The sequence below is a fragment of the Sphingobacteriales bacterium genome, assembly GCA_016699615.1.
Taxonomy (GTDB): Bacteria; Bacteroidota; Bacteroidia; order Chitinophagales; family JADIYW01; genus JADJSS01.
Window position 1 is genome coordinate 832,825 of sequence record CP064984.1, and the last position, 24,938, is coordinate 857,762.

Annotated in this window: 18 protein-coding genes and 4 pseudogenes; 8 read left to right on the top strand and 14 right to left on the bottom strand. The window is 30.1% G+C overall.

The window, feature by feature from the left end:
* Positions 1-3: 3 nt before the first annotated feature.
* From IPK18_04030 to IPK18_04045, 4 genes and pseudogenes are all read right to left on the bottom strand, one after another.
* On the bottom strand, positions 4-1,359 hold the full coding sequence (locus IPK18_04030) for a sugar transferase (protein QQR98703.1): 1,356 nt from the start codon (positions 1,357-1,359) through the stop codon (positions 4-6).
* Positions 1,360-1,400: 41 nt separating this feature from the next.
* Positions 1,401-2,021, bottom strand: a complete 621-nt coding sequence (locus IPK18_04035) for a hypothetical protein (protein ID QQR98704.1) — start codon at positions 2,019-2,021, stop codon at positions 1,401-1,403.
* Between the two features lie 8 nt (positions 2,022-2,029).
* Positions 2,030-2,230 (bottom strand): hypothetical protein, encoded by a 201-nt coding sequence (locus IPK18_04040; protein QQR98705.1) that lies wholly within the window; start codon positions 2,228-2,230, stop codon positions 2,030-2,032.
* Between the two features lie 42 nt (positions 2,231-2,272).
* A pseudogene (locus tag IPK18_04045) lies at positions 2,273-3,626 on the bottom strand (sigma-54-dependent Fis family transcriptional regulator).
* A 97-nt stretch (positions 3,627-3,723) separates the two neighbouring features.
* On the opposite strand from IPK18_04045, the gene IPK18_04050 reads away from it, so the two are divergent.
* Positions 3,724-4,539, top strand: a complete 816-nt coding sequence (locus tag IPK18_04050; protein QQR98706.1) for a class I SAM-dependent methyltransferase — start codon at positions 3,724-3,726, stop codon at positions 4,537-4,539.
* Between the two features lie 6 nt (positions 4,540-4,545).
* Here the strand turns inward: IPK18_04050 and IPK18_04055 are convergent, their stop codons facing one another.
* The gene (locus IPK18_04055; protein QQR98707.1) at positions 4,546-5,823 is read right to left on the bottom strand and encodes a tyrosine--tRNA ligase; all 1,278 of its coding nucleotides are present in this window, start codon (positions 5,821-5,823) and stop codon (positions 4,546-4,548) included.
* Positions 5,824-5,922: 99 nt separating this feature from the next.
* Here IPK18_04055 and IPK18_04060 point away from each other — a divergent pair.
* The 4 genes and pseudogenes from IPK18_04060 (at position 5,923) to IPK18_04075 (ending at position 13,442) form a co-directional block, all read left to right on the top strand.
* Positions 5,923-7,054, top strand: a pseudogene (locus IPK18_04060) (PorV/PorQ family protein).
* A gap of 2 nt (positions 7,055-7,056) precedes the next feature.
* Complete coding sequence (locus tag IPK18_04065; protein QQR98708.1) at positions 7,057-12,060, top strand: T9SS type A sorting domain-containing protein; 5,004 nt, start codon at positions 7,057-7,059, stop codon at positions 12,058-12,060.
* Positions 12,060-12,851, top strand: a complete 792-nt coding sequence (locus tag IPK18_04070) for a hypothetical protein (protein ID QQR98709.1) — start codon at positions 12,060-12,062, stop codon at positions 12,849-12,851. The genes IPK18_04065 and IPK18_04070 overlap by 1 nt, the downstream gene beginning before the upstream one ends.
* Positions 12,852-13,025: 174 nt before the next feature.
* Positions 13,026-13,442: a hypothetical protein gene (locus IPK18_04075; protein ID QQR98710.1), complete on the top strand. Its 417-nt coding sequence runs from the start codon at positions 13,026-13,028 to the stop codon at positions 13,440-13,442.
* A 339-nt stretch (positions 13,443-13,781) separates the two neighbouring features.
* Here IPK18_04075 and IPK18_04080 read toward each other — a convergent pair.
* Both IPK18_04080 and IPK18_04085 read right to left on the bottom strand, forming a co-directional pair.
* A pseudogene (locus IPK18_04080) lies at positions 13,782-15,203 on the bottom strand (penicillin acylase family protein).
* Positions 15,204-15,206: 3 nt separating this feature from the next.
* Positions 15,207-15,833, bottom strand: coding sequence for a penicillin acylase family protein (locus IPK18_04085; protein ID QQR98711.1), 627 nt, complete (start codon positions 15,831-15,833; stop codon positions 15,207-15,209).
* Positions 15,834-15,994: 161 nt separating this feature from the next.
* On the opposite strand from IPK18_04085, the pseudogene thrC reads away from it, so the two are divergent.
* Positions 15,995-17,296: pseudogene (thrC, locus tag IPK18_04090) on the top strand (threonine synthase).
* 203 nt (positions 17,297-17,499) lie between these two features.
* Here thrC and IPK18_04095 read toward each other — a convergent pair.
* On the bottom strand, positions 17,500-17,790 hold the full coding sequence (locus IPK18_04095) for a winged helix-turn-helix transcriptional regulator (protein ID QQR98712.1): 291 nt from the start codon (positions 17,788-17,790) through the stop codon (positions 17,500-17,502).
* A 46-nt stretch (positions 17,791-17,836) separates the two neighbouring features.
* Positions 17,837-18,481, bottom strand: a complete 645-nt coding sequence (gene trmB / locus IPK18_04100; protein ID QQR98713.1) for a tRNA (guanosine(46)-N7)-methyltransferase TrmB — start codon at positions 18,479-18,481, stop codon at positions 17,837-17,839.
* A gap of 136 nt (positions 18,482-18,617) precedes the next feature.
* Between trmB and tatC the strand changes: the two genes are divergently transcribed.
* Positions 18,618-19,433 carry a twin-arginine translocase subunit TatC gene (tatC, locus tag IPK18_04105; protein QQR98714.1) on the top strand — a complete coding sequence of 272 codons (816 nt, stop codon included), beginning with the start codon at positions 18,618-18,620 and terminating at the stop codon, positions 19,431-19,433.
* On the opposite strand, the gene IPK18_04110 is transcribed toward tatC, so the two are convergent.
* From IPK18_04110 to rsfS, 5 genes are all read right to left on the bottom strand, one after another.
* Positions 19,430-20,116: a lysoplasmalogenase gene (locus tag IPK18_04110; protein ID QQR98715.1), complete on the bottom strand. Its 687-nt coding sequence runs from the start codon at positions 20,114-20,116 to the stop codon at positions 19,430-19,432. The genes tatC and IPK18_04110 overlap by 4 nt on opposite strands.
* Before the next feature lie 5 nt (positions 20,117-20,121).
* The gene (locus tag IPK18_04115; protein ID QQR98716.1) at positions 20,122-21,156 is read right to left on the bottom strand and encodes an agmatinase family protein; all 1,035 of its coding nucleotides are present in this window, start codon (positions 21,154-21,156) and stop codon (positions 20,122-20,124) included.
* An 87-nt stretch (positions 21,157-21,243) separates the two neighbouring features.
* Positions 21,244-21,708 (bottom strand): hypothetical protein, encoded by a 465-nt coding sequence (locus IPK18_04120; GenBank protein ID QQR98717.1) that lies wholly within the window; start codon positions 21,706-21,708, stop codon positions 21,244-21,246.
* An 8-nt stretch (positions 21,709-21,716) separates the two neighbouring features.
* Complete coding sequence (ftsH, locus tag IPK18_04125; protein QQR98718.1) at positions 21,717-23,711, bottom strand: ATP-dependent zinc metalloprotease FtsH; 1,995 nt, start codon at positions 23,709-23,711, stop codon at positions 21,717-21,719.
* A gap of 7 nt (positions 23,712-23,718) precedes the next feature.
* Positions 23,719-24,102 carry a ribosome silencing factor gene (rsfS, locus tag IPK18_04130; GenBank protein QQR98719.1) on the bottom strand — a complete coding sequence of 128 codons (384 nt, stop codon included), beginning with the start codon at positions 24,100-24,102 and terminating at the stop codon, positions 23,719-23,721.
* 37 nt (positions 24,103-24,139) lie between these two features.
* Between rsfS and IPK18_04135 the strand changes: the two genes are divergently transcribed.
* Positions 24,140-24,904, top strand: coding sequence for a biotin--[acetyl-CoA-carboxylase] ligase (locus IPK18_04135; GenBank protein ID QQR98720.1), 765 nt, complete (start codon positions 24,140-24,142; stop codon positions 24,902-24,904).
* Positions 24,905-24,938: the final 34 nt, after the last annotated feature.

Genomic DNA, 24,938 nt, shown 5'->3' on the forward strand with positions numbered 1-24,938 from the left:
ATATTATTTACCTTTCCCTTTTATGATTGTGCTTATTGTGAATAATAGTATTTTAAAATCCAATAGTAAACTCCAATTTTCTATATAGATTATATCATACCTTAGTCTTTGAATCATTTGTTGTACAGTATTGGCATAACCAAATTTTACCATACCTAATGACGTAATTCCTGGTTGTACGGTTTGTATTAATTTATACTTAAACGATTGTTCTTGTATTTGTTTGATGAAAAATTCGCGTTCTGGTCTTGGGCCAACCAAACTCATATTTCCTATGATGACATTGAATAATTGTGGCAATTCATCTAATCTATATTTTCTTAAGAAACGACCAAATTTTGTAATTCTTTCATCATTATTTTGTGTAAGCAATGGTGTTCCATTTTCAGCATTTTCATGCATAGTTCTAAATTTATATATTGTAAATGCTTTTCCATTTAACCCAATTCTTTCTTGCTGGTACAATACATTTCCTTTAGATGTTTTTTTTATCCAAATACCAATGAATACTAATAATGGAGCAGTAATTACAAATGCAAAAAGACTTACTATAATATCAAAACTTCTCTTGCATACTTTTTGCGAAAGATTGCGTTGTAATGGAGCAATGTAAATAAAGTTTTCATCAAAAATATCTTGAGTTCTAAATTTTTGTGAAAGTATATCAAAGTCGTTTGCTAATATTTTTACACCAATATTTCTACTCAAACTTTCAATAATTATGCTTTCTGTTTTTTCTGTTTCTGTGTTGTTGGCAATTATAATATCTTCAAATTGATTGCTTCTAATTTTATCAATTGCACCATCTAAACTTGTAGTATCAATAATATTATGTTGTAAAATATTTCTGTCTTTATTGATTAATGATAACGTATCTTTTTGTTCTATTTCTGTGCCTATCAATAACGTTGATATATTTACATTATTTGAAATAATATTACGCTTGGCTATATTTAGTACTATTTGTCTAAATACAATTAGAATAAAAACATGTATTAAAAAATACACAAAAAACAATATATAATAATCTTTATAATCTGATATTTTATCATTTAACATTAAAATGAAGAAAATAAAAAACGTACCAACAAAGCTTTGTACAACACTTTTAACCCATTCTATTAGTCTTGATTTTTTATAAATATCATTATAGCTATTAGAAAAAAAATATACTATGAACCAAAATAATGGAACAAATATAAAACCCAAATAAAAATTTAAATCTTCTGTAAGTTGACTGTGACTAAAGTCTAATTTTTCTATATAGACTTTTCTAAAACTGAAGAATAATATCCATGTAATTATTGCTGCAAGTAAGTCTGCAATAAAATATAGGTGAATATCTTTTCTTCTAAGCATGTGCTATTTATCATCTCTTTTTCAAGCCTAGATTTTCCATATTAATGATTCTTCTTCAAATATTCGACTGCTTCTTCCGAATATTTACAAAATTCTACATCTAATAAATCTTTTATCTGCATTCTTTTATCAAAAAGTATAATAGCTAATCTTTTAAAATAGAAATCATCAAATTCTGCAATAATATTATTAGAACTTGGAATTGATTGTATTTTTGTATTTACAAATAGCCAATCTCTAATAATCTTAATTAGTTTTTTAGGGTCATTATTGTGTGCTTTTTCATCTGCACCACCTGTATCTGAAAGATATTTTTTTAGAGAATATCTTTCTTTCTCTAATACGATTGCAATTTTTTGTTTATGATTACCTGAGCCAAATTTTTTTGCTCCCCAAAATAATCCATATTCAAATGGCATGTTAAATCTTGGCAAATTATGTTTGTCTATCTCTGTTCTTGACAAGTCGTGTACTCCAAATTTACAATCTCTAATAATTTTCAGTATTTTATCAATTCTATTTTCTGATGCGTCATCTGCCTCAGAAGCTAATCTTGGTACAAACCCACATCTATAAATTGTGAAAATTATTGCATGTTTTAATACATCATATTCATCATCAAAAGGAATATTTATGAAAACATTTTCAGTATAATTTGCCATTATACATTTTATTTAGATGTTTTATGTTCTTTTCCTTCAAAATTCCTTTTCTTTATTCCAGTAGCAAGAACAGCTCTATTAATATCAGATTCATTTAATGCAATCGAATAAGATTTCCTTATATCCTTTCTAATTTCAGCTTTTGTAAATCTTGATTTTTGGTTAGAATCTTTTTTTACACTTCTTTTAGTTCCAATTACAGTACTCATAACAAACAAATATAATAAAATTTGGTTATAAAATTAATTTTATCATCTCTTTTTCAAGCCTAGATTTTCCATTTTTTCTTCTAGTTCTTTTTTGTTAATACCAATAAATTCTGCTGTTTTACTTGTATTCCATTGGTTTTTATCTAGATGATATTCTATAAAACTACGCTCATTGTAATCTTGCAATTGTTGCAAATTTGCAAAATTATCAAAATCAATTCCTTTATTATTTGCTTTTGAGTTTGGACCAGAAAAATCAATAATATCTTGTTTTGTAATTGTTTTATTACTCATAATAATTAAACGTTCCACAACATTTCTCAACTCACGAATATTGCCAGTCCAGTTTCTTGCTTGCAATGCTTCAACAGCATCTTTATCTATTTTTTTGTAGGCACACCATATTCACTACAAATCTCTTGCAAAAATGATTGCACAATACTGGAATATCATCTTTTCGCTCATTGAGTGATGGTACATGTATAAGTATAACACTCAATCTATGATATAAGTCTAATCTGAATCTATTTTCTTCTGCTTCTTTTAATAAATCTTTGTTGGTTGCTGCAATTATTCTTACATCAACATTAAAATCTTTGTCGCCACCAACTCTTGTAATTTTATTTTCTTGCAAGGCTCGCAATACTTTTGCTTGTGCAGACAAACTCATGTCTCCAATTTCATCTAAAAAAAGTGTGCCACCATTAGCTTGCTCAAATTTTCCAATTCTTTGTTTAATCGCAGAAGTGAACGCACCTTTTTCATGACCAAACAATTCACTTTCTATTAATTCTGATGGTATTGCTGCACAATTCACTTCTATCAAAGGTGCATTTGCTCTATTGCTTTGTTCATGTATCCAACGAGCTACTAATTCTTTTCCTGAGCCATTGTCGCCAGTTATTAAAACACGAGCATCAGTTGGTGCTACTTTTGCAATGGTATCTTTTATTTTTTGAATCGGATTGCTGTCGCCAACAATTTCCTTTGTTTTAGTAATTTTTTTCTTTAATATTTTTGTTTCGGTTACTAATGTAGATTTGTCCATTGCATTTCGTACAGTTATTAGTAAACGATTTAAGTCTGGTGGTTTTGGAATAAAATCAAAAGCACCTTTTTTTACGGCTTCTACAGCAGTTTCAATATTACCATGTCCAGAGAGCACAACTACAGGAATATCAATACCTTTTTCTTGCATGGCAGAAAGTACTTCAATACCATCTTTTTTTGGCATTTTTACATCTAATACAATTACATCCTAACTATTTTTTTCTATTTTCTGCAATCCAATTTCTCCATCTTCAGCTTCATCAATCTCATATTTTTCATATTCTAATATATCACGCAATGTTCTTCTGATAGCTTTTTCGTCATCTACAATTAGTATTTTTGGCATATTAAATTCGTTTTTTATCTTTTGTAAAGCTAATAAAAATTTATATAAAAGATGAAATCGTAACTTTAGTAAAATTCTATATTTAAAAATTCAAATTATGAAATCAATTCAACTAGGTGTTGTTCAAGAAACATTGTTGCTTCCATTAGCAGCCAGAGCTTATGATGCAAATACCAAACATCCTATTCTTAATGATAAAAAAGCATTAGAACTTTTCCATCAAATATCAGACAATAAAACGTATTTTAAAAAATATTTGAGTAAAGTTGGTATTGTAGCAATGTGTGAAAGAGCTTTGATGATGGATAGTATAATTAGAAATTTTATTCAAAAAAATCCTAAAGGAAAAATATTGAACATTGGTGTTGGTTTAGAAACTGCATATTATCGTTTGCATCAGCCAAATATTGCATGGTATGATTTGGATTTGCCAGATAGCATACTATTGCGTGAGCAACTTTTGCCTAATGAAAGTAAAAATGTACATTATATTTCTAAATCTATGTTTGATGAAAGTTGGTTAAATGATATTGGCGACATCAGCAATGGCTTATTGATTACAGTGCCTGGCGTTTTTCCATATTTTGATGAAACGCAGGTAAAGCATTTCTTTAATACATTTGCGCCAAAACTAAAAAATGCAGAAATTATATTTGATGTAACATCAAACATGGGCAGATTTTTTGTTGGACAAAGAATAAAACAGGCTGGAATGAAATCTGCAACTTTGGATTGGGGAATCACTAATCCAAAAGAAATAGAAAAATGGAATAGGCATATAGAACTTGTTGCTTCACATTATTTTTTACAACATCCATCTTTTAAACAATCAAAAAATATAATAGAAAGATGGATAAGTTGGAATAATAAGTTTTTTAAAATTGGTCAGTTATTCCATTTTAAGTTTATATAAGATTACTTACTCAACAATAATTAAGAAATAATCTTTTTTACCTTTTTTCACAATCATATATTTATTATTCAACAATGTTGTGTTGTCTAATACAAATTGTTCATTCGATTGTTTTTCTAAATTTATAGCAATAGCATTTCCATTTACCATTTTTCTTGCCTCAGATTTTGAAGGCAGAATACTTGTTTCAACAGCTAAACAATCAAGAATATTAATTCCTCCATTAATTTTATCTTTAGAAATTGTAAAAGTTGTTACGCCATCAAAAATATCTTCAATTTGTGCATCACTTAGTTGTGCCAAATCTTCTTTGGTAGATTTCCCAAATAATATTTCAGAAGATTTTAATGCTTGTTCATATTCTTGAGTACCATGTACTCTAACTGTTATATCTTCTGCTAATGTTTTTTGTAAAATTCTAAGATGAGGCGCTTCATCATGTTGTACAATTAAACTATCAATTTCTTCTTTAGTTTTGAGTGTAAATACTTTAATCCAATTTTTTACATCTTCATCCGTTGCATTCAACCAAAATTGATAAAATTTATATGGTGATGTTTTTTTAGCATCTAAGAATATATTTCCTTTTTCAGATTTCCCGAACTTAGTTCCATCAGCTTTTTTTATAAGTTGTGTTGTAATTGCATAGGCACTTCCAGCATCTTTCTTTCTGATTAGTTCAGTTCCAGTTACAATATTTCCCCATTGGTCACTTCCACCCATTTGCAATTTTATTCCATGGTTTTTCCATAGATAATAAAAATCATAACCTTGAATTAATTGATAAGAGAATTCTGTAAAAGACATGCCATTTTCCAATCTATTTTTAACAGAATCTTTAGACATCATATAATTTACAGTAATATGTTTTCCTATATCACGAATAAATTCTAAGAAATTAAAGTTCTTAAACCAATCATAATTATTAACTATTTCAGCAGAATTTTCACCACAGTCAAAATTTAAGAAACGCTCTAATTGTGCCTTTTGGCAAGCTAAATTATGTTGTAGAATATCTTCATTCAACAAATTCCTTTCTTCACTTTTTCCTGATGGATCGCCTACAAGCCCAGTAGCGCCACCAACCAAAGCAATAGGTTTGTGTCCACATCTTTGAAAATGCAATAGTGTCATTATTTGCACCATATTTCCAATTCCTAAAGAATCTGCCGTTGGATCAAATCCAATATATCCTTTAACCATTTCCGTTTTGAGTAAATTATCAGTTTCTGGCATTATGTCGTGCAGCATGCCTCTCCAACGTAATTCTTCAATAAAATCCATAAAACAATTTTTGCTGAAATTGCAACTATTTCTCTGATTTTTATATCTTACTCTCAAAGTATTTTGGTAAATTTACAATTATTTAAACAAAGTAGTCTAATGATAGTACGCGGTATCTATGTCATATTTCTATTAATGTTGCATACATTAATATTTGCTCAAGCACCAAAATATAGTAATGATTTTATGTATATAGGCGTTGGTGCACATAATTTTGGAATGGGAAATGCTGTGGTAGCATCAACCAATGATGTGACTGCTGGATATTGGAATCCTGCTGGTTTAACTAAAATTCCGAACAAAGTACAAATGAGTTTTATGCACAATGAATATTTTGCAAGTATAGCAAAATATGATTATTTCGGGTTTGCAGTTCCATTAGATAGTAATAAACATGCATTTGGTGCAAGTTTTATACGCTTCGGTGTAGATGATATTCCAAATACTTTAGATTTAATAGAAGCTGATGGAACAATCAACTATGATAATATAAAATCTTTTTCTGTGGGCGATTATGGCATTTCGCTACATTATGCAAATTCTATGATAAAAAATTTATCACTTGGAGCCACAACAAAGATTATTTATAGAAAAGCAGGTGGCTTTGCAAAATCTTGGGGATTTGGAATTGATATTGGCGCAATCTATACGCTCAAAGATTGGCGTTTTGGTTTTACAGTAAAAGATATTACAACAACATTTAATGCTTGGTCTTTTTTCATTTACAGACAAAGAAAAACAAATATTACAGCAGGAAGATAATGTTATACCCAAAAACTCATTAGAAATTACACTACCACGTATTCAGCTTGGCGTTGCATATGTAAAGTCATTTAAAAAAGTTGACTTAACAGCAGAAATAGATTGGGAAATAACAACAGATGGTAGAAGAAATACATTGATTGCAAGCAATAAATTAAGTTTTGACCCAAGAGTTGGTATAGATGCAGGATTTTTCAAAATTTTTCATCTTAGGGCAGGAATTGGAAACTTCCAAAAGATAAAACAAGATGGACAGTCAAAAGCAAAAATGACAGTTCAGCCAAATTTAGGAATTGGACTTAGATTTAAGACTATAGCCATCGATTATGCCTACACTGATGTAGGAAAAGCATCAAACAACCAGTACTCACATGTGGTTTCTGCAAGAGTTGGTTTTAATCAAAGAAAAAATAAGTCTTCCAACGAAATCATAACTACTCCAGAAATAATAAACGAAGAAATAAAATAACCATGAAAAAAATATACGTTCTATTTTTATTTTTTTCCTTAATATTAACTACTAAGGCACAGCCATATGGAAATGAATGGATAGATTATAGCAAGACTTATTATAAATTCAAAATATTAAATAAAGGAATCTATAGAATTTCGCAAACAGATTTATCAAATGCAGGTATTCCATCAAATAGTTTGATTGGTAGCTATTTTAAGCTGTTTAGAAATGGACAAGAAGTACCATTGTTTGTTACAACAAACGGACAATTTGCAATGGGCGATTATATTGAATTTTTAGGTGTTGGAAATGATGGACAAATGGATGTAGCATTGTACAAAAATGCTGTACATCAACCACATGATAGGAAAAATATAATAGCAGATTCTTTTACTTATTTTCTTACAATAGAACCATTTCAAGTAAACCTTAGGTATACAAATCAAAATAATGTAATACCATCAACAAATACAAAAGAAGATTTTGCCTATAGAACATTAACAAAATTCTCAACAGGAGCTTCTGGTGGTGTCCCTGCTTTTCCTGTTGCTACACAATTTAATGATATTATAAATTCTGATTTTGGTGATGGTGAAGGATTTGCAAATGGTGGACTTACTGGTGGATATACTCAAGCTACTGTAGATTTATATAGTGTTGATCCAAACCTAACAGCGAATGTTACTTTGCATTATTTTACAAATACATATGCTAGCCATAATTCAAGAATTAACATAGGTACAAGCTATACACAAAATGAAATATTTAATGGCTTAGGTATGCGTAAGATTAATGCTACTGTTCCAATATCTACCTTATCAAATAATTCTACTGCAATTTCAATTACAGCAACACTTAGTGCAGAAGGTACATACTATCCAATTTTATCAGAAATAGAATATCCAGTAGTTTTTAATGCAAGAAATGCATCTGTATACGAATTTGGAATGAAGAAAAATAATGATGCTTATGTTGAAATTCCAAACTTTAATACTCAAAGTACCAATCCAATTGTTTATGATTTGACAAATTTACATAGATATGTTGTCAATAACGAAACGACGCTAAAAATTCAATTTGTTGCTACAAGTTTAAACAAAGACAAAATATATGTAACTGCTCAAAATACTGCAAGTATATTACAAGTAGGTAGCATAAGTACTGTGAATTTTACAAACTATGCTAACACCAATAACCAAGGTAATTATGTAATCATTGCAAATCAAAGATCAATTAATAGTACCGATGGAATTGATTATGTAGAACAATATAGAGCATATAGAAACTCCATAGCAGGTGGAAATTATAAAGCTATTGTTTATATGAAAGATCAATTAGATGATCAATTTGCATTTGGTGCAAAACACCATCCATTGGCAATTAGAAATTTTATTAACTATGCATTAGATAATTTTACTACAAAACCAGAACAACTATTTATTATTGGTAGAGGCTTGCCATACGCAAATTTAAGAAATAACAATGCAGATTACATACAAACATATGGTTCGCCACCATCAGATAACTTACTAGTTGCTCGTTCAGCTAATCAAAATACACCACAAATTGGTGTAGGTAGATTAGATGTGACAAATGGAAACCAAATACGAAACTATCTAAATAAAGTAATTGATTATGAATCAAGTCTATACGATACATTGCCTGCTTCTCAAACGCCAGAAAATAAATTATGGAGAAAGAATGTGTTGCATCTAGGTGGAGGATATAGTGATTTTGAACAGCAAACATTTAAAAATTATCTTGAAAGTTATAAATACACAATTGAAAATCCAAAGTTTGGTGCTACAGTAAAAAGTTTGTATAAAAATAGTTCACATCCTATACAAATTGCAGAATCAGTTTTCATAGACTCATTAGTAAATAAAGGAACCTCATTGATTACATTCTTTGGACACTCTGCAACATCTACATTAGATTTTAATCTAGAACCTGAACGTTTTACAAATAAAGGTCGTTATCATTTATTACTAACTAATGGCTGTTTCGTTGGTAATCTATTCTCAAACACATACGGATATTCAGATAGATTTGTACTTACTCCAGACAAGGCTGCAATTGGATTTCTAGGACCAATTACATTAGCAGTTGCACCAATATTAAATAACTATTCTACAAATTTCTACAATCAACTATCATATGACCATTACAATGAACCTATTGGAAATGTATTAAAAGCAACTGCCACAAAAGTAATTGGTGCACCTAACACACCATTAGATCCAAGTATTGGACAACAAATGATTTTTCATGGTGACCCAGCAATTAAATTAAACACATATTCTAAACCAGACTATTACATAGATGCATCTAGCATTTTATTTTTTCCAAATAATCCAAGTTCATCAGATGATTCTTTCGCAGTAAATATTATTATTCAGAATTTAGGGTCATCATTTGAAAATTGCACATACAATGTTCGTATTGATAGAAATTTACCCAATGGTACAATTGAATCATATACTAGAACTTTTAACTGTGCTACATTAATTGATACAGTTACGATGTATGTAAAAAATAATAGACAAACAAGTGCTGGTATTAATACATTTACAATTAAAGTTGATGCCAACGACCAGATTGCTGAATACTCAGAACTAAACAATACCGTAACTGTTACAAAATTAATTTCTGCGGATGATATTATTCCAATTTTTCCATATGAATTTTGTATCGTAAATGATCCAAACTTTAAAATGAAATTTTCTACTGCTGATAATTTTGCGCCAAGCAGACAATACATCTTTCAAATAGATACTACAGCATATTTTAATAGTCCACTTTTAGTTACAGAGAAAGTAAATGCAGCTGGTGCAGTTATTGAATGGGATCCAAATGTAACTTTGTTACAAGATAAAGTTTATTATTGGAGAGGTACTTTAGATACTATTTACAACAATCCTTCAAATTGGAGACAAAGTTCATTTTTGTATAATACATCATTATCTACTGGATGGAATCAATCGCATTACTTTCAATATTTGAGAGATAAGATGAATACATTAGAACTTCCAGAAATTAATAGAATATTCAAATATCCAAATACACTTAGAAACATTAAAATAAAAAATGGTGCGTCTGGTTCTATCTCAGACCAAGCTATTGAATCATTTTTTGATGGTTTCTTAGTCGGTAGAAACTCTTGCGATAGAAGAAGTATGATATTTTTTGTATTCGATGTGAATACTGGAAAAAATCTACAAACATACCAAATTGGAAGTACAGGAAGAGGACCATATGGCGATAGAGTGTGCGTTGGCAATGGCTATTCTGTTTCAGTAATTGAGTTTCCTACCAATGCATCAACAGCTTCTGCTGCATTTACATATAGACAAAAATGTATTGAATTCTTAAATGATATACCAAACAATGCATTTGTAATGGGTTATAGTTTCTTCAATGCTGGTTATTCTCAATGGGATAACGACCTAAGCAATGGTGGAGCTTCTTTGCTTGATGCGTTCGTAAATTTAGGAGTTTCAGAAATTAGAAATCAACAAGATGGTGTGCCTTTTGTATTTTTCTTGCAAAAAGGAAATCCATTCTTCACTCCAGTACAAATTAAACGTACAGCACAACAAGGCATCATCGATACCATGTTCACATTTTCTGGTAGCTGGATAAATGGAAACATGCAATCTACAATAATTGGTCCAGCAAAAAGTTGGACGGATTTGCAATACAATTGGTCTGCACTAGAAGACCCAACTTTTGATGAAAGTACAGTAAATGTAATAGGCATAGATACCTCTGGAAATAGAACTATGCTATTTGCTGATATCAATAATCCTGTTACAAGTTTGGCTTCAATAGATGCAAAACAATATCCTTTCTTACAATTAGAGTGGAGTACTTCAGACAATGGAAATGCTACTGCACCACAATTAAACTATTGGAGAATTGCACATGCAAAAGCACCAGAAGGTGTGATAAATCCAAGCATTAATTTTACACAATCTATAGACACAGTTTTGTCAGGAGAAACAGTAAATGCAACTGTGGCTTTCCAAAATGTAACGCCAATGAATATGGACAGTGTATTGGTAAAATTCACAATAGTAAATGCAAATAATAATTCTATTAGTTTTTATAAACGCTTTGCAGCACTTCCAGCATTACAACATATCATCATTACTTTTGAGCATAATTTTGAAGGCTCATTCTTCTCAGGATTAAATAAAGTAATCATAGAAGCCAATCCAGATAACGACCAATTAGAGCAATTCCATTTTAATAATTATGCGGAGTTCTTTGTTTATGTAAATAGAGATAATATCAACCCAATATTAGATGTAACATTTGATGGAAGACATATTACTGATGGTGAATATATTTCGGCGCAACCAGAAATACTATTCAAATTAAAAGATGAAAATAAGAATCTTGCATTAGATGATACAAGTGCATTTTTGATATATATATACTATCCAAATGCACCAAATACACCAGTATTGGTATCTAATTCAAATCCAGATGTAATATTTATTCCTGCTGATGCAAACAATCTAAACAAAACAAACGAAGCGAGAATTGTATTTAAACCAACCTTGGCTGATGGTACTTATGAAATAAGAGTACAAGGTATAGACAGAAGCAACAACGATGCAGGAAAATACGATTATAGAATAAAATTCAAGGTAGATTCTAAACCAAGTATTACAAATTTGCTGAATTACCCAAATCCGTTTTCTACCTCAACACAATTTATATTTACACTTACAGGCAACCAAGTGCCAGATAATTTTATGATACAAATATTTAGTGCAAGTGGAAAAGTGGTAAAAGAAATAACACAAGATGAATTGGGAAGCCTACATATAGGCACAAACATGACGACTTACAAATGGAATGGAACAGATAACTATGGCGATAGACTAGCAAATGGTGTATATTTCTTTAGAGTAGTGGTAAAAGATGCAACAGGTAAAAACTTAGACATAAAACCATCTGGAGCAGATAAATATTTTAAGAATGGCTATGGTAAAATGTATATCGTTCGTTAATGAGTTTTCAATATATATACAAGGGATTTGAATTAAATCCATATCGTTTCGGGTTTAATGGACAGGAGCATGAAACATCAATAAAACAAGGTACTTTTTCAGCAGAATATTGGATGTATTATTCTCAAACAGGAAGACGATGGAACCCTGACCCAATAACTTATCCATGGCAAAGTACATATTCTACAAATAATAACAATCCAATCTTATACACAGACCCAACAGGAGAAAGTGGAGAGTTAAGTGTAGATAATAAGTCTAAAACAATGACTGTAAAAGCCAATGTATATATTTACGGAAACAAAGCAAGTAAAGGATTAGCCAATCAATTACAAGATAATGTAAATAAGCAATACAATGAGATGAACCATAAAGTAAATCTTAATGTAAATGGCAAAAAAGTTGAAGAGTATAATTTAAAATTTGAAATTTCTGTAATCCACAAACCAAATATTACAGAACAAGAGATTACATCAAATACAGATATAAAAAATAATTATTTTGCAGTAGTAGATAATGTAGGTTCATTTGCAAGTGATGGAACTAATACCTCATTTACAGATGGAAAGTTTGGTGGGTCAAATACTGGCGTTTTATTATATAGTCAAATAAGTGACCCAAATTCTACCACATTTGCTCACGAATTAGGACATAGCTTTAGTTTATGGAATGGAGAAGTAGGTAAAGACAGAGATGATAAAGGGCATCCATGGAATATGGATTTAAGTGGGAAACAACCAAATATTATGGCAGTATCAACCAATGGAAGTTCATTCGAAATAAAACTGTAGTAGATAAGCAATACCAAGATAATAGAGGATATTTGGATAATAATAAACGAAAAGTAACAGATGTAGATATTAAAAATATGTTTATGTATCCAATTCCTATAAAAAATGGGAAGGCTAATATCGGTAGAATATTTAACAACCCACACATAAAACCACTTAAAAAATAAATTAGTTATGAAGAATGTACTATTTTTCATCCAACTAATATTTGTTTTAATTATTGGAGGATGTAATACTAACAAAAATAAAGCCGAAAGACAAATTGTTGTAGATGATCTATTAGGGTTTTGGAAAATGGAAGATTTAAACAAAGACCTATGTGTTTTGTGGTTTTCTCCAGATACCTTATTATATTTTGAAGACAAGAACAATAGAGGTCCTCGCTTTTATAAAATTGATAGCTTAAATAATATAAACATATTAGATTATAATAAGAAAGATAGCATTTGTTATATCAATAGCATAAAATATTTAGATGATAGTATCTTAGTCTTAGAAAATGTATTTAGTATAAAAGAACTAAGAACTTATAAAAAATTTGATAGAGTTGGAAAAGAATTATGGCATAATAAAGCTAATAATAGAAAATAATAACCCCGCCCTTGTCAGTTATTATAGCTTTAGCATCACCTGCCAAAAATAACCTAGCAACCTCTATAGCTTTTATGCTCTTCTCGCCGTTGTTGGTGTTCTTCACCACAGCAACCTCTACAGCTTTTATGTTATAAAGCGTTCGGTTATCGCAGCTCAAGCAAACACACTTATCAAAAAATCATTATTACATTATTTAATTAGTACTTTGCTACATTATATCAGTCCACTGCCAACCGATGACAATACATTATTGAATTAGTAGATTGTTACATTATTTTAGTCCAAGGCTCAGTGATGGCAAAAACTAATTTGGTGAATAGACTTTCTCTGCTTGTTTCATAATTGCATCGTAGTCCATAGACATTTTTTTGTTTGATGATTTACAAATAGTTCCATTTGGTCGTCATAATGTTTATTGCCTTTTACATTACTTTGTCCGTAAGGTTGCACGGTTTCTATATAAGTTCCATTGGGTGTGTATTGTATCAGCATAATATACGATTCGCCAGAAATGCCTTTGAAAAAACCTTTTTTGTGTGGTGCAATATCCATGGCAGCATTCACATCTGGCATTCCAGAAAGTGGTAGTTCCTTCTCTCCTCTTACTAATTTTTGTAACTCACCAAGTGGAATTTCTATTTTGCCAAAATGTTTTAGCAAATGCTGCTGTGCTTTTTCTATACATGCTACTATTGTTTCCTCTTTTACTTTTGCATTTACAGCCGGAAACATTCCATTTTCTATCAACTTTTCTACTACATAGTGTACTGATAATACTGCTATTGTAGCTTGTTTGTTATTTTTATCAGCTTCTCTATTCCATTTTTTTAATACTGCAATAGATTCTTTTATGTTTGGATATTTGTTTGCATCTACATGCATAATAAATTCTATATTACTCATGGCATAGTTGTATGCTGGATTCATAAATGATTTATCATATTTTATTTTTTTAAATTCTTCGTAAGATAATTTTCCAGAATTTGAAAACAAATAATTCGTTCTGATGCCTCTGTTGTTTTTAAAAGCAAAATAATAATCTTTTAATTGGTGCTTGTTTCTATCAATTCCTTCGCTTTTGTCTGTACATAAAAATGGTGTATTGTTGTTATTGTGCAACCAACCACAAGCTGGATTATGAATTTGAAACAGTGAGTCGAAACTATAATAATCATTAGCCTTCCAAAGCGTAGAAGATGTATCGCCTGGCAATACATGCCACCAATCGTAGTTCTTATTTCTACGTGGAAACTGTGCATTATCTACATAATAAATATTATCATCTTTATCAGCATAAATAATATTTAATCCTGCTAATGAATGCGTTTGAATTGCCTTTTTAAATTCTTCAAAATTTTGTGCTTTATTCATTTTATACCATTGCTCAGCAGAACGAATATCAAATGCAGAAGGAAATCTGAGTGCATAATAATTGCCATCTTTTTCCATAGTTGGGCCAAAAACACTTTGATAATATTTTTTCTTTACAGGAATTTTTATAAACCAAAATATTTTCACTTTCATCTTGCAATATTTTTCTTCCAATGTCAGCCACTTGCCATCAAAGTAATATTTATTTTTTTCTGTTGGATGCATACGCAATTTATATACATCATCTAAATCTGCCATGCTTACAGTATGTGCCCAACCTAAATTTGGTGTAGTACCATGAAAGATTGTTAAACCACCAGGAAATGTGCCGCCCAAAATATTCCAACCTTCGTTTGAGTGTAAATGCGCTTCGTACCATGAATATGGTCCTTACAATGGTTGGTGCGAGTTGATACCCAGATACACATTACCATCACTTGTTTTTTTGCTGTTTAATGCAAATGCATTTGAGCCTTTTTGTTGATGAAAAATTTCAAACTTATGCATATTGCCATCTGCAATTTTCATAATTGCTGCTGGTACGTTAGTCATTAGTGCCATGCCTAATGTGTAACCTACCAACATATCTTTTTCTGTAACAGGAAAGACATCTTTTATCCAAACTTTATCAGGATTTTCTTCTGCAAATTTGTTGCATGCTTTTACATACGCACTTAAAACATTTTTAAATTTTGGCGAAAAACTTGAATCGTATAGTTTATCTACTGAATTTCTTGCACCTACAAAATTGCATAGAAAATCCATGATAGCACCATCTTTGCCTTTTACTTCAGCCAATCTTCCTCTTGCTGTCAATATATTTTCTTGTACAGAAATAAAATCATCTTCGCAGGTAGCCCAAGCTAAGCCATAAGCAACTTCTTCGTCTGTGTTGGCATAAATATGTGGCACACCATAAGCGTCTCTAATTATTTTGATGTTTTTATTATTGATATTGATAGAAAAGCATTGTAAGCAAATAGCAATACAAAATATTGATAATAAGCACTTATACATTTATAGTAGTTTTGCTACAAATATAAATACTCCTACCTATTTTTTGGTATTTTTATATCATTATTTTTTGGTATGTAATAAAAAATATCTTCTTAATGTATTAAATTTTCAAATTCAGATGCTTTTTAGCATTTTTGCATTAAGATTAAATATTTTATCCAATGAAATTATATTCTACTAAACATATTTCGCCTGATGTAGATTTGAAATAAGCAGTATTAAAAGGCTTACCAAAAGACAATGGTTTGTATATGCCATATGAAATTCCTGCATTGCCACAATCATTCTGGAATAACTTGAATGATTATACTTATAATGAAATGGCATTTGAAATTGCTAAAAACTTAATTGGCGATAGCATTCCACAAGAAGATATCAAAAATATCATTGCGCAAGCATATAATTTTGATGCACCATTGCATCAGTGTGGAAATAGTTATTTTTTAGAATTATTTCAAGGACCAACATTGGCATTTAAAGATTTTGGTGCAAGATTTATGGGCAGATTGATGGGTTATTTCTTAAAAGATAATAATCAAGAAGTAAATATTTTGGTGGCAACATCTGGTGATACTGGCTCTGCTGTGGCACATGGTTTTTTGAATGTTGATGGCATTAAAGTAACTATCTTATATCCAAAAGGAAAAGTTAGTGACATACAAGAAAAGCAATTTACAACATTGGGTGCCAATATTACTGCCATTGAAGTTGATGGTACATTTGATGATTGTCAGGCATTTGTAAAACAAGCATTTTTGGATAAAGAATTGAATGAAAAACTTACGCTTTCTTCTGCAAATTCTATCAATATTGCACGTTTAATTCCTCAAAGTTTTTATTATATCTATGCTTACAAATTATTAGAAAATAAAAATAAAGATTTATACTTTACAATACCTTCTGGAAATTTTGGAAACCTAACAGCTGGATTGTTTGCAAAAAAAATGGGCTTGCCTATTACTAAATTAATTGCAGCAACCAACAACAATGATATTTTTACAAAGTATATTCAAACTGGAAATTTTGAACCACGCACGTCTGTACAAACAATTTCTAATGCAATGGATGTTGGTAATCCGAGTAATTTTTTCAGAGTTTTAGATTATTTTAATCAAGATTATAATGCCATAAAATCAATGATTTCGGCTTATAGCTATAATGATGCTGAAACAGAAAGGGCAATGGCAGAAGTATATCAAAAATACAATTATATTATTTGTCCGCATACTGCAGTTGGTTATTTGGCTATGCAGCAATTTATTAGTGAAAACAATACTGGCGATAGCAACAACATTATTTTGTCTACAGCACATCCTGTAAAATTTGGAGAAATTGTTGAGCCAATAATTGGTGTAACACCAGAAATTCCTGATAGATTGAAGAAAGCACTAGGTACTGAAAAGTTATCAATTTCGATGGAAAATAAGTTTGAAGATTTTAAGTCGTGGTTGATGAATAAGTAATTGCATAACTTTTTGTCTTGATACAAAAAGTTACAAAAAAATCAAGGCTTACGAAAAATGACGCTAAAAATAAAACTCTTCACTAAAAGTTTTAAAACTTGTTTGCTTTGCAAACTTCGAACAAGCAAACTTTTTTACGCTTGATTTTTATTTTCTTAACGCTATTTTTCTAATGCCAAAATTATTATTCTAATAAAATAATTTTATATTAAAATTTGTTTAAAGCATTTTTTCATTACTTTTTCTGCTTTTTCTATATTCTTTTGTTTTAATGTGTATATTGTTTTTGTAGCTTGTATTTCAGATTTTATTAAGCCAGCATTTTTCAATACACTCAAATGTGCCGAAACTGTAGACTGTGCTATGTTTAGTTCTTTTACAAAATCTTGTACTATTAGTTGTTTGTTTCTTGCTAACAGCATTAGTATTTCTATTCTTGTTGCATTGCTTAATGCTTTAAAAATAGTTGTAGATTTTAAAATTTCCTCGTCCATAAAAATGATTTACATTATAAATGTACGATTAAGATAGAAAAATATTTTATAATAACTTGAAACAGATATACTTTATAGTTTTATTATTTTGAAGATGCATTTTTTCGTAATAAGTTTGAATACCATACAACTCCTCATTTTTATTCATTGCATACACATCTGGGTAGTCTTTAAAAATAATTGATGGAAAATCTGCCAATACTTCTTTGGTATACTCATACAAAATATCGCTATCAGTTTTTAAATTTATTATTCCATCTTTTTTTAATATTTTTTTGTATAATGGAAGAAATTTTGTTGAAGTAAGTCGTCTTTTTTGGTCTGCTTTTTTTGGAAATGGGTCTGCAAATGTAATCCAAATTTCATCTACTTCATTTGGTTCAAAATACTCATCAATTTTATCAATTTGCTCTCGTATAAATGCAATATTGTTGAGTCCTAGTTTTTCAGTAATTGTTACTGCACTCCAAATTCTATTTCCCTTTATATCTACACCAATAAAGTTTTTTTCTGGAAATTGCTGAGCCATGCCAATACTATAATCGCCTTTGCCACACGCCAATTCTACAACAATTGGATTATTATTTTTAAAAAAATCTGTGTGCCATTTTCCTTTGTAAATAGGATTTCGTTCTACTACATTTTGCTTATTGGCCAAATCTGCGAACTTAAAAAGTTTATTCTTTCCCATTTATTTTTTTGACAAAAGTATTAATTAAAATAAACATTACATGTGATATTTATTTTAATGACTTTTACAAATTTGTAATACACTAATAATGCTAAAAAGTAAGTTTCAATATAATTAATTTACATACCTTTGCACCGTGAAATCTGAACAAACAGAAATGGGTTTCTTTGACCACATCGAAGAGTTGCGATCGCATATTATGCGTAGTGTGATTGCCATTTTTATTATGATGATTGTTGCATTTCTAAATAAGAAATTTATTTTTGATTACTTGATATTTGGTCCAACACGTGCAGATTTTCCTACCAATATTTTTTTCTGTGAATTGGGCGAAAGAATTTCGTTTTTGAAAGGTTTATGCATGAGTAGTTTAGAATACAAATTCATCAATACAGATTTGGCTGGTCAGTTTATGTTGCACATAAAAACTTCTGCGATAGTTGGATTTATTGCTGCCTTTCCATATGTGTTTTGGGAATTTTGGCGTTTTATAAAACCTGCATTGTACGAACAAGAGATAAACAATACAAGAGGAATTGTTTTTGCAACATCTATATTATTTGTTATTGGCTGTTTGTTTGGTTATTATATTATCGCACCATTCTCAATCAACTTTTTATTTAGTTATGATGCTATATCTCAAGCTGAAAATTTAATTTCTATTGATAATTACATTTCTAATGTTACTGCAATGGTTTTGCCAACTGGCATCATGTTTGAGTTGCCTATGTTGGTTTATTTTCTTACAAGAATTGGTATCATTACACCAGATACCATGCAAAACTCAAGAAAGATTGCATATATAGTTATTTTGTTTGTTTTGGCAGTAATTACACCACAAGGTGATATGTTTAGTTTGATACTTGTATCATTACCTATCATTTTATTATACGAATTGAGTATTCTTGTATCTAAAAGAATACACAAAAATGTTGTGAAAGAATTGGCTTAGTTGTTTTGATTTATATTTTCTAAGTAGCCTTTTGTTATTAGATATTGTGCAATGATGTAAGTAAACATGATACATACTCTATCTAAATAAAAATGTTGTTTGAATGCTGATACTGCAATACAAGAATCTGAAAACATAAACAACAAAGCACCAATAAATACATATGTAAATGATTTGCTTGATACTAATTGATATCTATTTAATGCAGTGATTGACATTGTAACAATGACGATACTATATGCATAGATTGGTAATTTCATTGCTTGAATACTATTGCCTAAATACATCCAAAGTGATAATACAAATACAACAAATGGTATAATTAGATTTGGTTTTTGCACTACATTTCCTGCTTTATTTTGCTTGATAGTATCTTTTATAAATGCTATAATATATTGTACATGTGCAAGCAAGAAAAAAACTAATCCAAGAATAAAAAAGAGCTTTGACTTTTCTGCTGGCTGTTGATGTCTTATCATTAAAAAAATATCGCCAAACCAAGAAAAAAATAATCCTAATAATAGAAATATAATTTTACTTTTTTGCTTCTGTTGCGTGAATGCATAAATCATCAGCAATGGCATTAGAAGTATTTTACTATAAAAGATTACTTGATAATTTTCTGTAAATTCTCCTATAATTTCTATAGTTGCGGCAATGAAGTATAGTATTAAGACAATCATCTTTTTTATAAATTACTTTTTATTGTTTGATTACACAACTTAAATAATACTCTTGCGCCAACATTTGCATTCCATTCAAAATCGTTTTCGTTTGGTGCAACTTCGTTCAAATCAAATCCTATAATTTTTCTTCCACTATCTACAACTTTTCTAATTAAATAAATTGCTTCATCAAATGTAAATCCACCAACTACTGGCGTTCCTGTGTTGATGCAATAGTTTCTATCCAAACCATCTATATCAAAACTTATATATACATTTTTAGGCAATTCATTTATTATTCCATCAACAATTTTGCTCCAAGTATGTCCTTCAAACTTTTTATCTTTTATGTCCCAATCAAAAAATGTTTTAATTTTTTCATGAGTTTCTGTTGTGCTAAATTCTTCAGGTGACAAATCTCTGATGCCAACTTGTACTAGCTTGCTAATTTGTGGAATTTGAATGGCATTGTACATTATTGATGCATGAGAATATGTGAAGCCTTCATATGCATTGCGCAAATCTGCATGTGCATCAATTTGTAGTATACCAAAATCTTCGTAATGATTGGCTAATGCTTGCATGTAACCAAGTGGTGTGCTATGGTCGCCGCCAAGCAATGCTAATAATTTTCCATCTTTGAGAATTTTATCTGTTTCTTCAAATACCCATTGTCTCAGTTCATTGCATGCTGCATTAATTTCATTTAAGCTATTGAGCATAGTTGTGTTATCTTTGATATCAATGCCATTTTCTAATAGTTTGATATACTCATTTGCTTTTGGTCTTAGTTGCTTGCTTTTTTGCATCCAGTGTTCTGAAATTTTTAGCATATAAGCACCATATTGGTACGCGTTTTCTAAAAATGGATCAAAGAAATCTAACTGAGAACTTGCGTCTAAGATTGCTTGTGGTGCTGCTGCTGTGCCTGCACTGTATGAAACTGTAACTTCCCATGGAATTGGCAGAATGATAATACTTGCATCATTGTATTGGTGTGGATAGGAAAAAATATTTCCGTTTTTTACGCCTACATCATTTGGATTAAAGTCTAACATTTATATTCTTTGATACAAATGTAGCAATTATAGGACAAACATGATATTTAAAAATATTAATTCTGATGGCTGAATACTTTGTAGAATTTATTCAACATAATAGTCTTTCATATTTTTATCTAAAAAATCAAAATCTAAACTTATAAATGCATACATACATTTTACAGCAAATTCTAAGTTTTGATTTTGCATAGTAATATTTTCGTTTACAATTACTTCCTTTTCACCTAGCAAACCAAATAGTACTTTTTTCATTTTCTTAGATTCTCTATCTAAAGATATTTCAAATTTTAATCCATTTTCTTTTAAATCATTTCCAAATGTAAATTCTGGACCAATGTCAAATATATATTCAATTTGGGCTTCTGGATAATAGTAGATTGTGAAATAATAATAATCATGAATTATATCATCGTGTTTTGCATACACATCATGATTAAGTTGTGCCCAATCTATATTTTTAAATATTTCTATTACTTCATTATTAGAAATACTATCATATGTTCTTTCATCTTCTTCAAAAGGATGTTGAAATTCTACATCAAACAACATAACAAATACTATTTATCATTATTTTCTACAACTGTTGTTGTTTCGGTAGTTGTTGTTGTGTCTACATCAGGAACAATTACATTATCTTCATCAAATGGTCTTTTGCCAAAAATTAATTCTAAGTCATCTTTAAATATCACTTCTTTTTCTAAAAGTATTTTTGCTAATGCATCTAATTTTTCTCTATTGGCACTAAGAATTTCTTTTGCTCTTGTATATTGACTTTCTATGATTTCAGAAATTTCTTTATCAATCAGCTCTGCTGTTTTTTCAGAATAAGGTTTTTGAAAAGAATATTCTGATTGTCCTGATGAATCGTAGTAAGATATATTTCCGATTTTATCACTTAAGCCAAATATTTTCACAACTGCTTGTGCTTGTTTTGTTACTTTTTCTAAATCGCTTAATGCGCCAGTAGATATATTACTAAACACAACTTCTTCTGCTGCTCTTCCGCCCATAGTTGCGCACATCTCATCTAATATTTGTTCTTTTGTTGTAATACTTCTTTCTTCAGGCAAATACCAAGCTGCGCCCAAAGATTGCCCACGTGGTACTATAGTTACTTTAATTAATGGTGCTGCATGCTCAGTAAGCCAACTCACAGTTGCGTGCCCTGCTTCATGATAAGCAATTCGTGATTTCTCTGCAGGTTTTATTACTTTATTTTTCTTTTCCAATCCACCAACTACTCTATCAATTGCATCTAAGAAATCTTGTTTTTCTACTGCTTTTTTATCTTTTCTTGCAGCTACCAATGCAGCTTCATTACAAATATTTGCAATGTCTGCGCCTGAGAAACCTGGTGTTTGTTTTGCTAAAAATTCAACTTGTACATCATTACTTAGTACTAATGGTTTTAAATGTACTTTGAAAATTTGTTCTCTTTCTTTTACTTCTGGCAAATCAACATAGATTTGTCTATCAAATCTTCCTGGACGTAATAATGCAGTATCTAATACATCTGGTCTGTTTGTTGCCGCCATTAGGATAATACTTTTATCGCCAGAAAATCCATCCATTTCAACTAATAATTGATTTAATGTACTTTCTCTTTCATCATTGCTTTGAAATGTATTTTTGCCTCTTGCACGTCCAACTGCATCAATTTCATCTATAAAAATTATACATGGTGCTTTCTCTCTTGCTTGTCTAAATAAGTCTCTTACCCTTGATGCACCTACACCCACAAACATCTCTACGAAATCTGAACCTGAAAGTGAGAAGAATGGTACTTTTGCTTCGCCAGCTACAGCTTTTGCTAGTAATGTTTTTCCAGTTCCCGGAGGACCAACTAATAAAACTCCTTTAGGTATTTTTGCACCTAATGTTGTATATTTTTGTGGATTCTTTAAAAAGTCTACAACTTCATGTACTTCTTCTTTTGCGCCATCTAATCCAGCTACATCATCAAATGTTATAGTTACTTTTGTGTCTTTATCTACAAGGTTTGCTTTAGACTTGCCTATATTAAACATTTGTCCGCCCATTCCGCCTCCCATTCCACCTGTTGCTTTGCGCATCAAAAACATCCAAACTGCAATTAATAATATAATAGGAAAAAACCAGCCGATGATATCTAATAATCCTTTTCTCATTTCTGATTTTAAAGGCACTAATTTCTTTGTTTCTACATTAGCTTGGGCTACATCGAATTTATCTTTGAAAGATTCTACGGTTACGATAGGCACGATAAAGTGTGGTCCTCTGTTTTCTGAGCCAATTTTTGTATTTCTAAATTCTTTATAGATTTCTTTATTTTTTAATGAATCTTTATTGATGTAGACTTCTGCAATTTTGTCATTAACAATAATTACTTCTGCCACATCATGTGTAGGTAAAAGGTTTCTAAAGAACTGTTCTTCAGAAATTTCATTTTGCTTTACATTCAATCCATAAAGTTGAAATGCTAATAAACCTGCTAGTATAACACCAAATATCCAATAACCACTAATTCCGTTATTTTTCTTCTTTTTCTTATCGTCTTCTGGTAATAAGTCCATAATTCTATTATTTATATTTTTTTATAGTAGCATCATGCCACAATTCTTCTAATTGATAAAACTCTCTTCGTTCTCTTTGAAATACATGTACAACAATCTCTCCAAAATCTAGTAAACACCATTCACCAAGTGAACGGCCTTCTACGTGTAATGCTTTTACGCCATATCTTTTCTTCATTTCTTCTTCCACATGGTCTGTTACTGCTCTTGTTTGTGTGGTACTTTCGCAATGGCAGATGATAAAAAAATCAGTAATGGCATCTGTAATATTTCGCAAATCTAAACTTACGATATCATTTCCTTTTCTATCTTGAATTAAGTCAACTACAAGTTCTACTAAGTCTTGCTCTGTTGCTTTTTGTTGTTTTTTTGCTTTAATTGTTGTTTTCAAAAATTATATTTGTTATTTTACATAAAACTACGAAGTTTTGAACATAATAGTTAACGAAACGCATTATATTGGCAAGAATTTAATAATTTTTAAATCTCTCACGTCTACTAACGATTACGCTAAAGAACTTATATCAAAAAGTACGCCTAAAAATGGTTCGGTAATTTTGACAGAAGAGCAGACAGCTGGACGTGGTCAGGCAGGAAATGAATGGCACGCAGAACCAAATCAAAACATTACTTGTAGTATTATTTTAGACACATCAACTTTGGAAGTTAATCAGCAATTTATATTAAATATGCTGGTAGCTATTGCTGTAAGGCAAACTATACATGAGTTTATTGCTGACAAAGACAGTTCTTTCTGCATTAAATGGCCAAATGATATTATGGTAAATAGTAAGAAAATAGCTGGCATTTTGATTGAAAACTCTATACAAGGTAATTATCTACAATACAGTATTCTTGGAATTGGAATTAATGTCAATCAACAAGCATTTTCAAAAGAAATACAAGCTACAAGTATTAGTCTAGAAAATAATTTAGAAATGGATATGATTGAGATTTTCAAAAAATTGCTACTCAATATTGAAAATGTGTACGCAAATATCTACAACAAAGACTATATACAACAAGAATACCTAAAGCATCTATTTTGGAAAGATGAGCTAAAAACATTTCATTATAACAACGAGATAATTTCTGCAAAAATAGTTGGTATTAATGATTTTGGACAATTATTACTACAATACAACAATGATATAATTCCTATAAATAATAAAGAAATTAAGTATATTATATAAATAAATTATTACGCATAATTAAGTTAAATATTAG

Coding starts and splice junctions, on each gene's coding strand:
- IPK18_04085 (QQR98711.1), bottom strand. CDS start 15,833: ATGTATAAGTGCTTATTATCAATATTTTGTATTGCTATTTGCTTACAA.
- IPK18_04055 (QQR98707.1), bottom strand. CDS start 5,823: ATGGATTTTATTGAAGAATTACGTTGGAGAGGCATGCTGCACGACATA.
- IPK18_04075 (QQR98710.1), top strand. CDS start 13,026: ATGAAGAATGTACTATTTTTCATCCAACTAATATTTGTTTTAATTATT.
- IPK18_04115 (QQR98716.1), bottom strand. CDS start 21,156: ATGTTAGACTTTAATCCAAATGATGTAGGCGTAAAAAACGGAAATATT.
- IPK18_04065 (QQR98708.1), top strand. CDS start 7,057: ATGAAAAAAATATACGTTCTATTTTTATTTTTTTCCTTAATATTAACT.
- IPK18_04040 (QQR98705.1), bottom strand. CDS start 2,230: ATGAGTACTGTAATTGGAACTAAAAGAAGTGTAAAAAAAGATTCTAAC.
- IPK18_04035 (QQR98704.1), bottom strand. CDS start 2,021: ATGGCAAATTATACTGAAAATGTTTTCATAAATATTCCTTTTGATGAT.
- IPK18_04050 (QQR98706.1), top strand. CDS start 3,724: ATGAAATCAATTCAACTAGGTGTTGTTCAAGAAACATTGTTGCTTCCA.
- IPK18_04070 (QQR98709.1), top strand. CDS start 12,060: ATGAGTTTTCAATATATATACAAGGGATTTGAATTAAATCCATATCGT.
- ftsH (QQR98718.1), bottom strand. CDS start 23,711: ATGGACTTATTACCAGAAGACGATAAGAAAAAGAAGAAAAATAACGGA.
- IPK18_04110 (QQR98715.1), bottom strand. CDS start 20,116: ATGATTGTCTTAATACTATACTTCATTGCCGCAACTATAGAAATTATA.
- IPK18_04095 (QQR98712.1), bottom strand. CDS start 17,790: ATGGACGAGGAAATTTTAAAATCTACAACTATTTTTAAAGCATTAAGC.
- trmB (QQR98713.1), bottom strand. CDS start 18,481: ATGGGAAAGAATAAACTTTTTAAGTTCGCAGATTTGGCCAATAAGCAA.
- IPK18_04120 (QQR98717.1), bottom strand. CDS start 21,708: ATGTTGTTTGATGTAGAATTTCAACATCCTTTTGAAGAAGATGAAAGA.
- IPK18_04030 (QQR98703.1), bottom strand. CDS start 1,359: ATGCTTAGAAGAAAAGATATTCACCTATATTTTATTGCAGACTTACTT.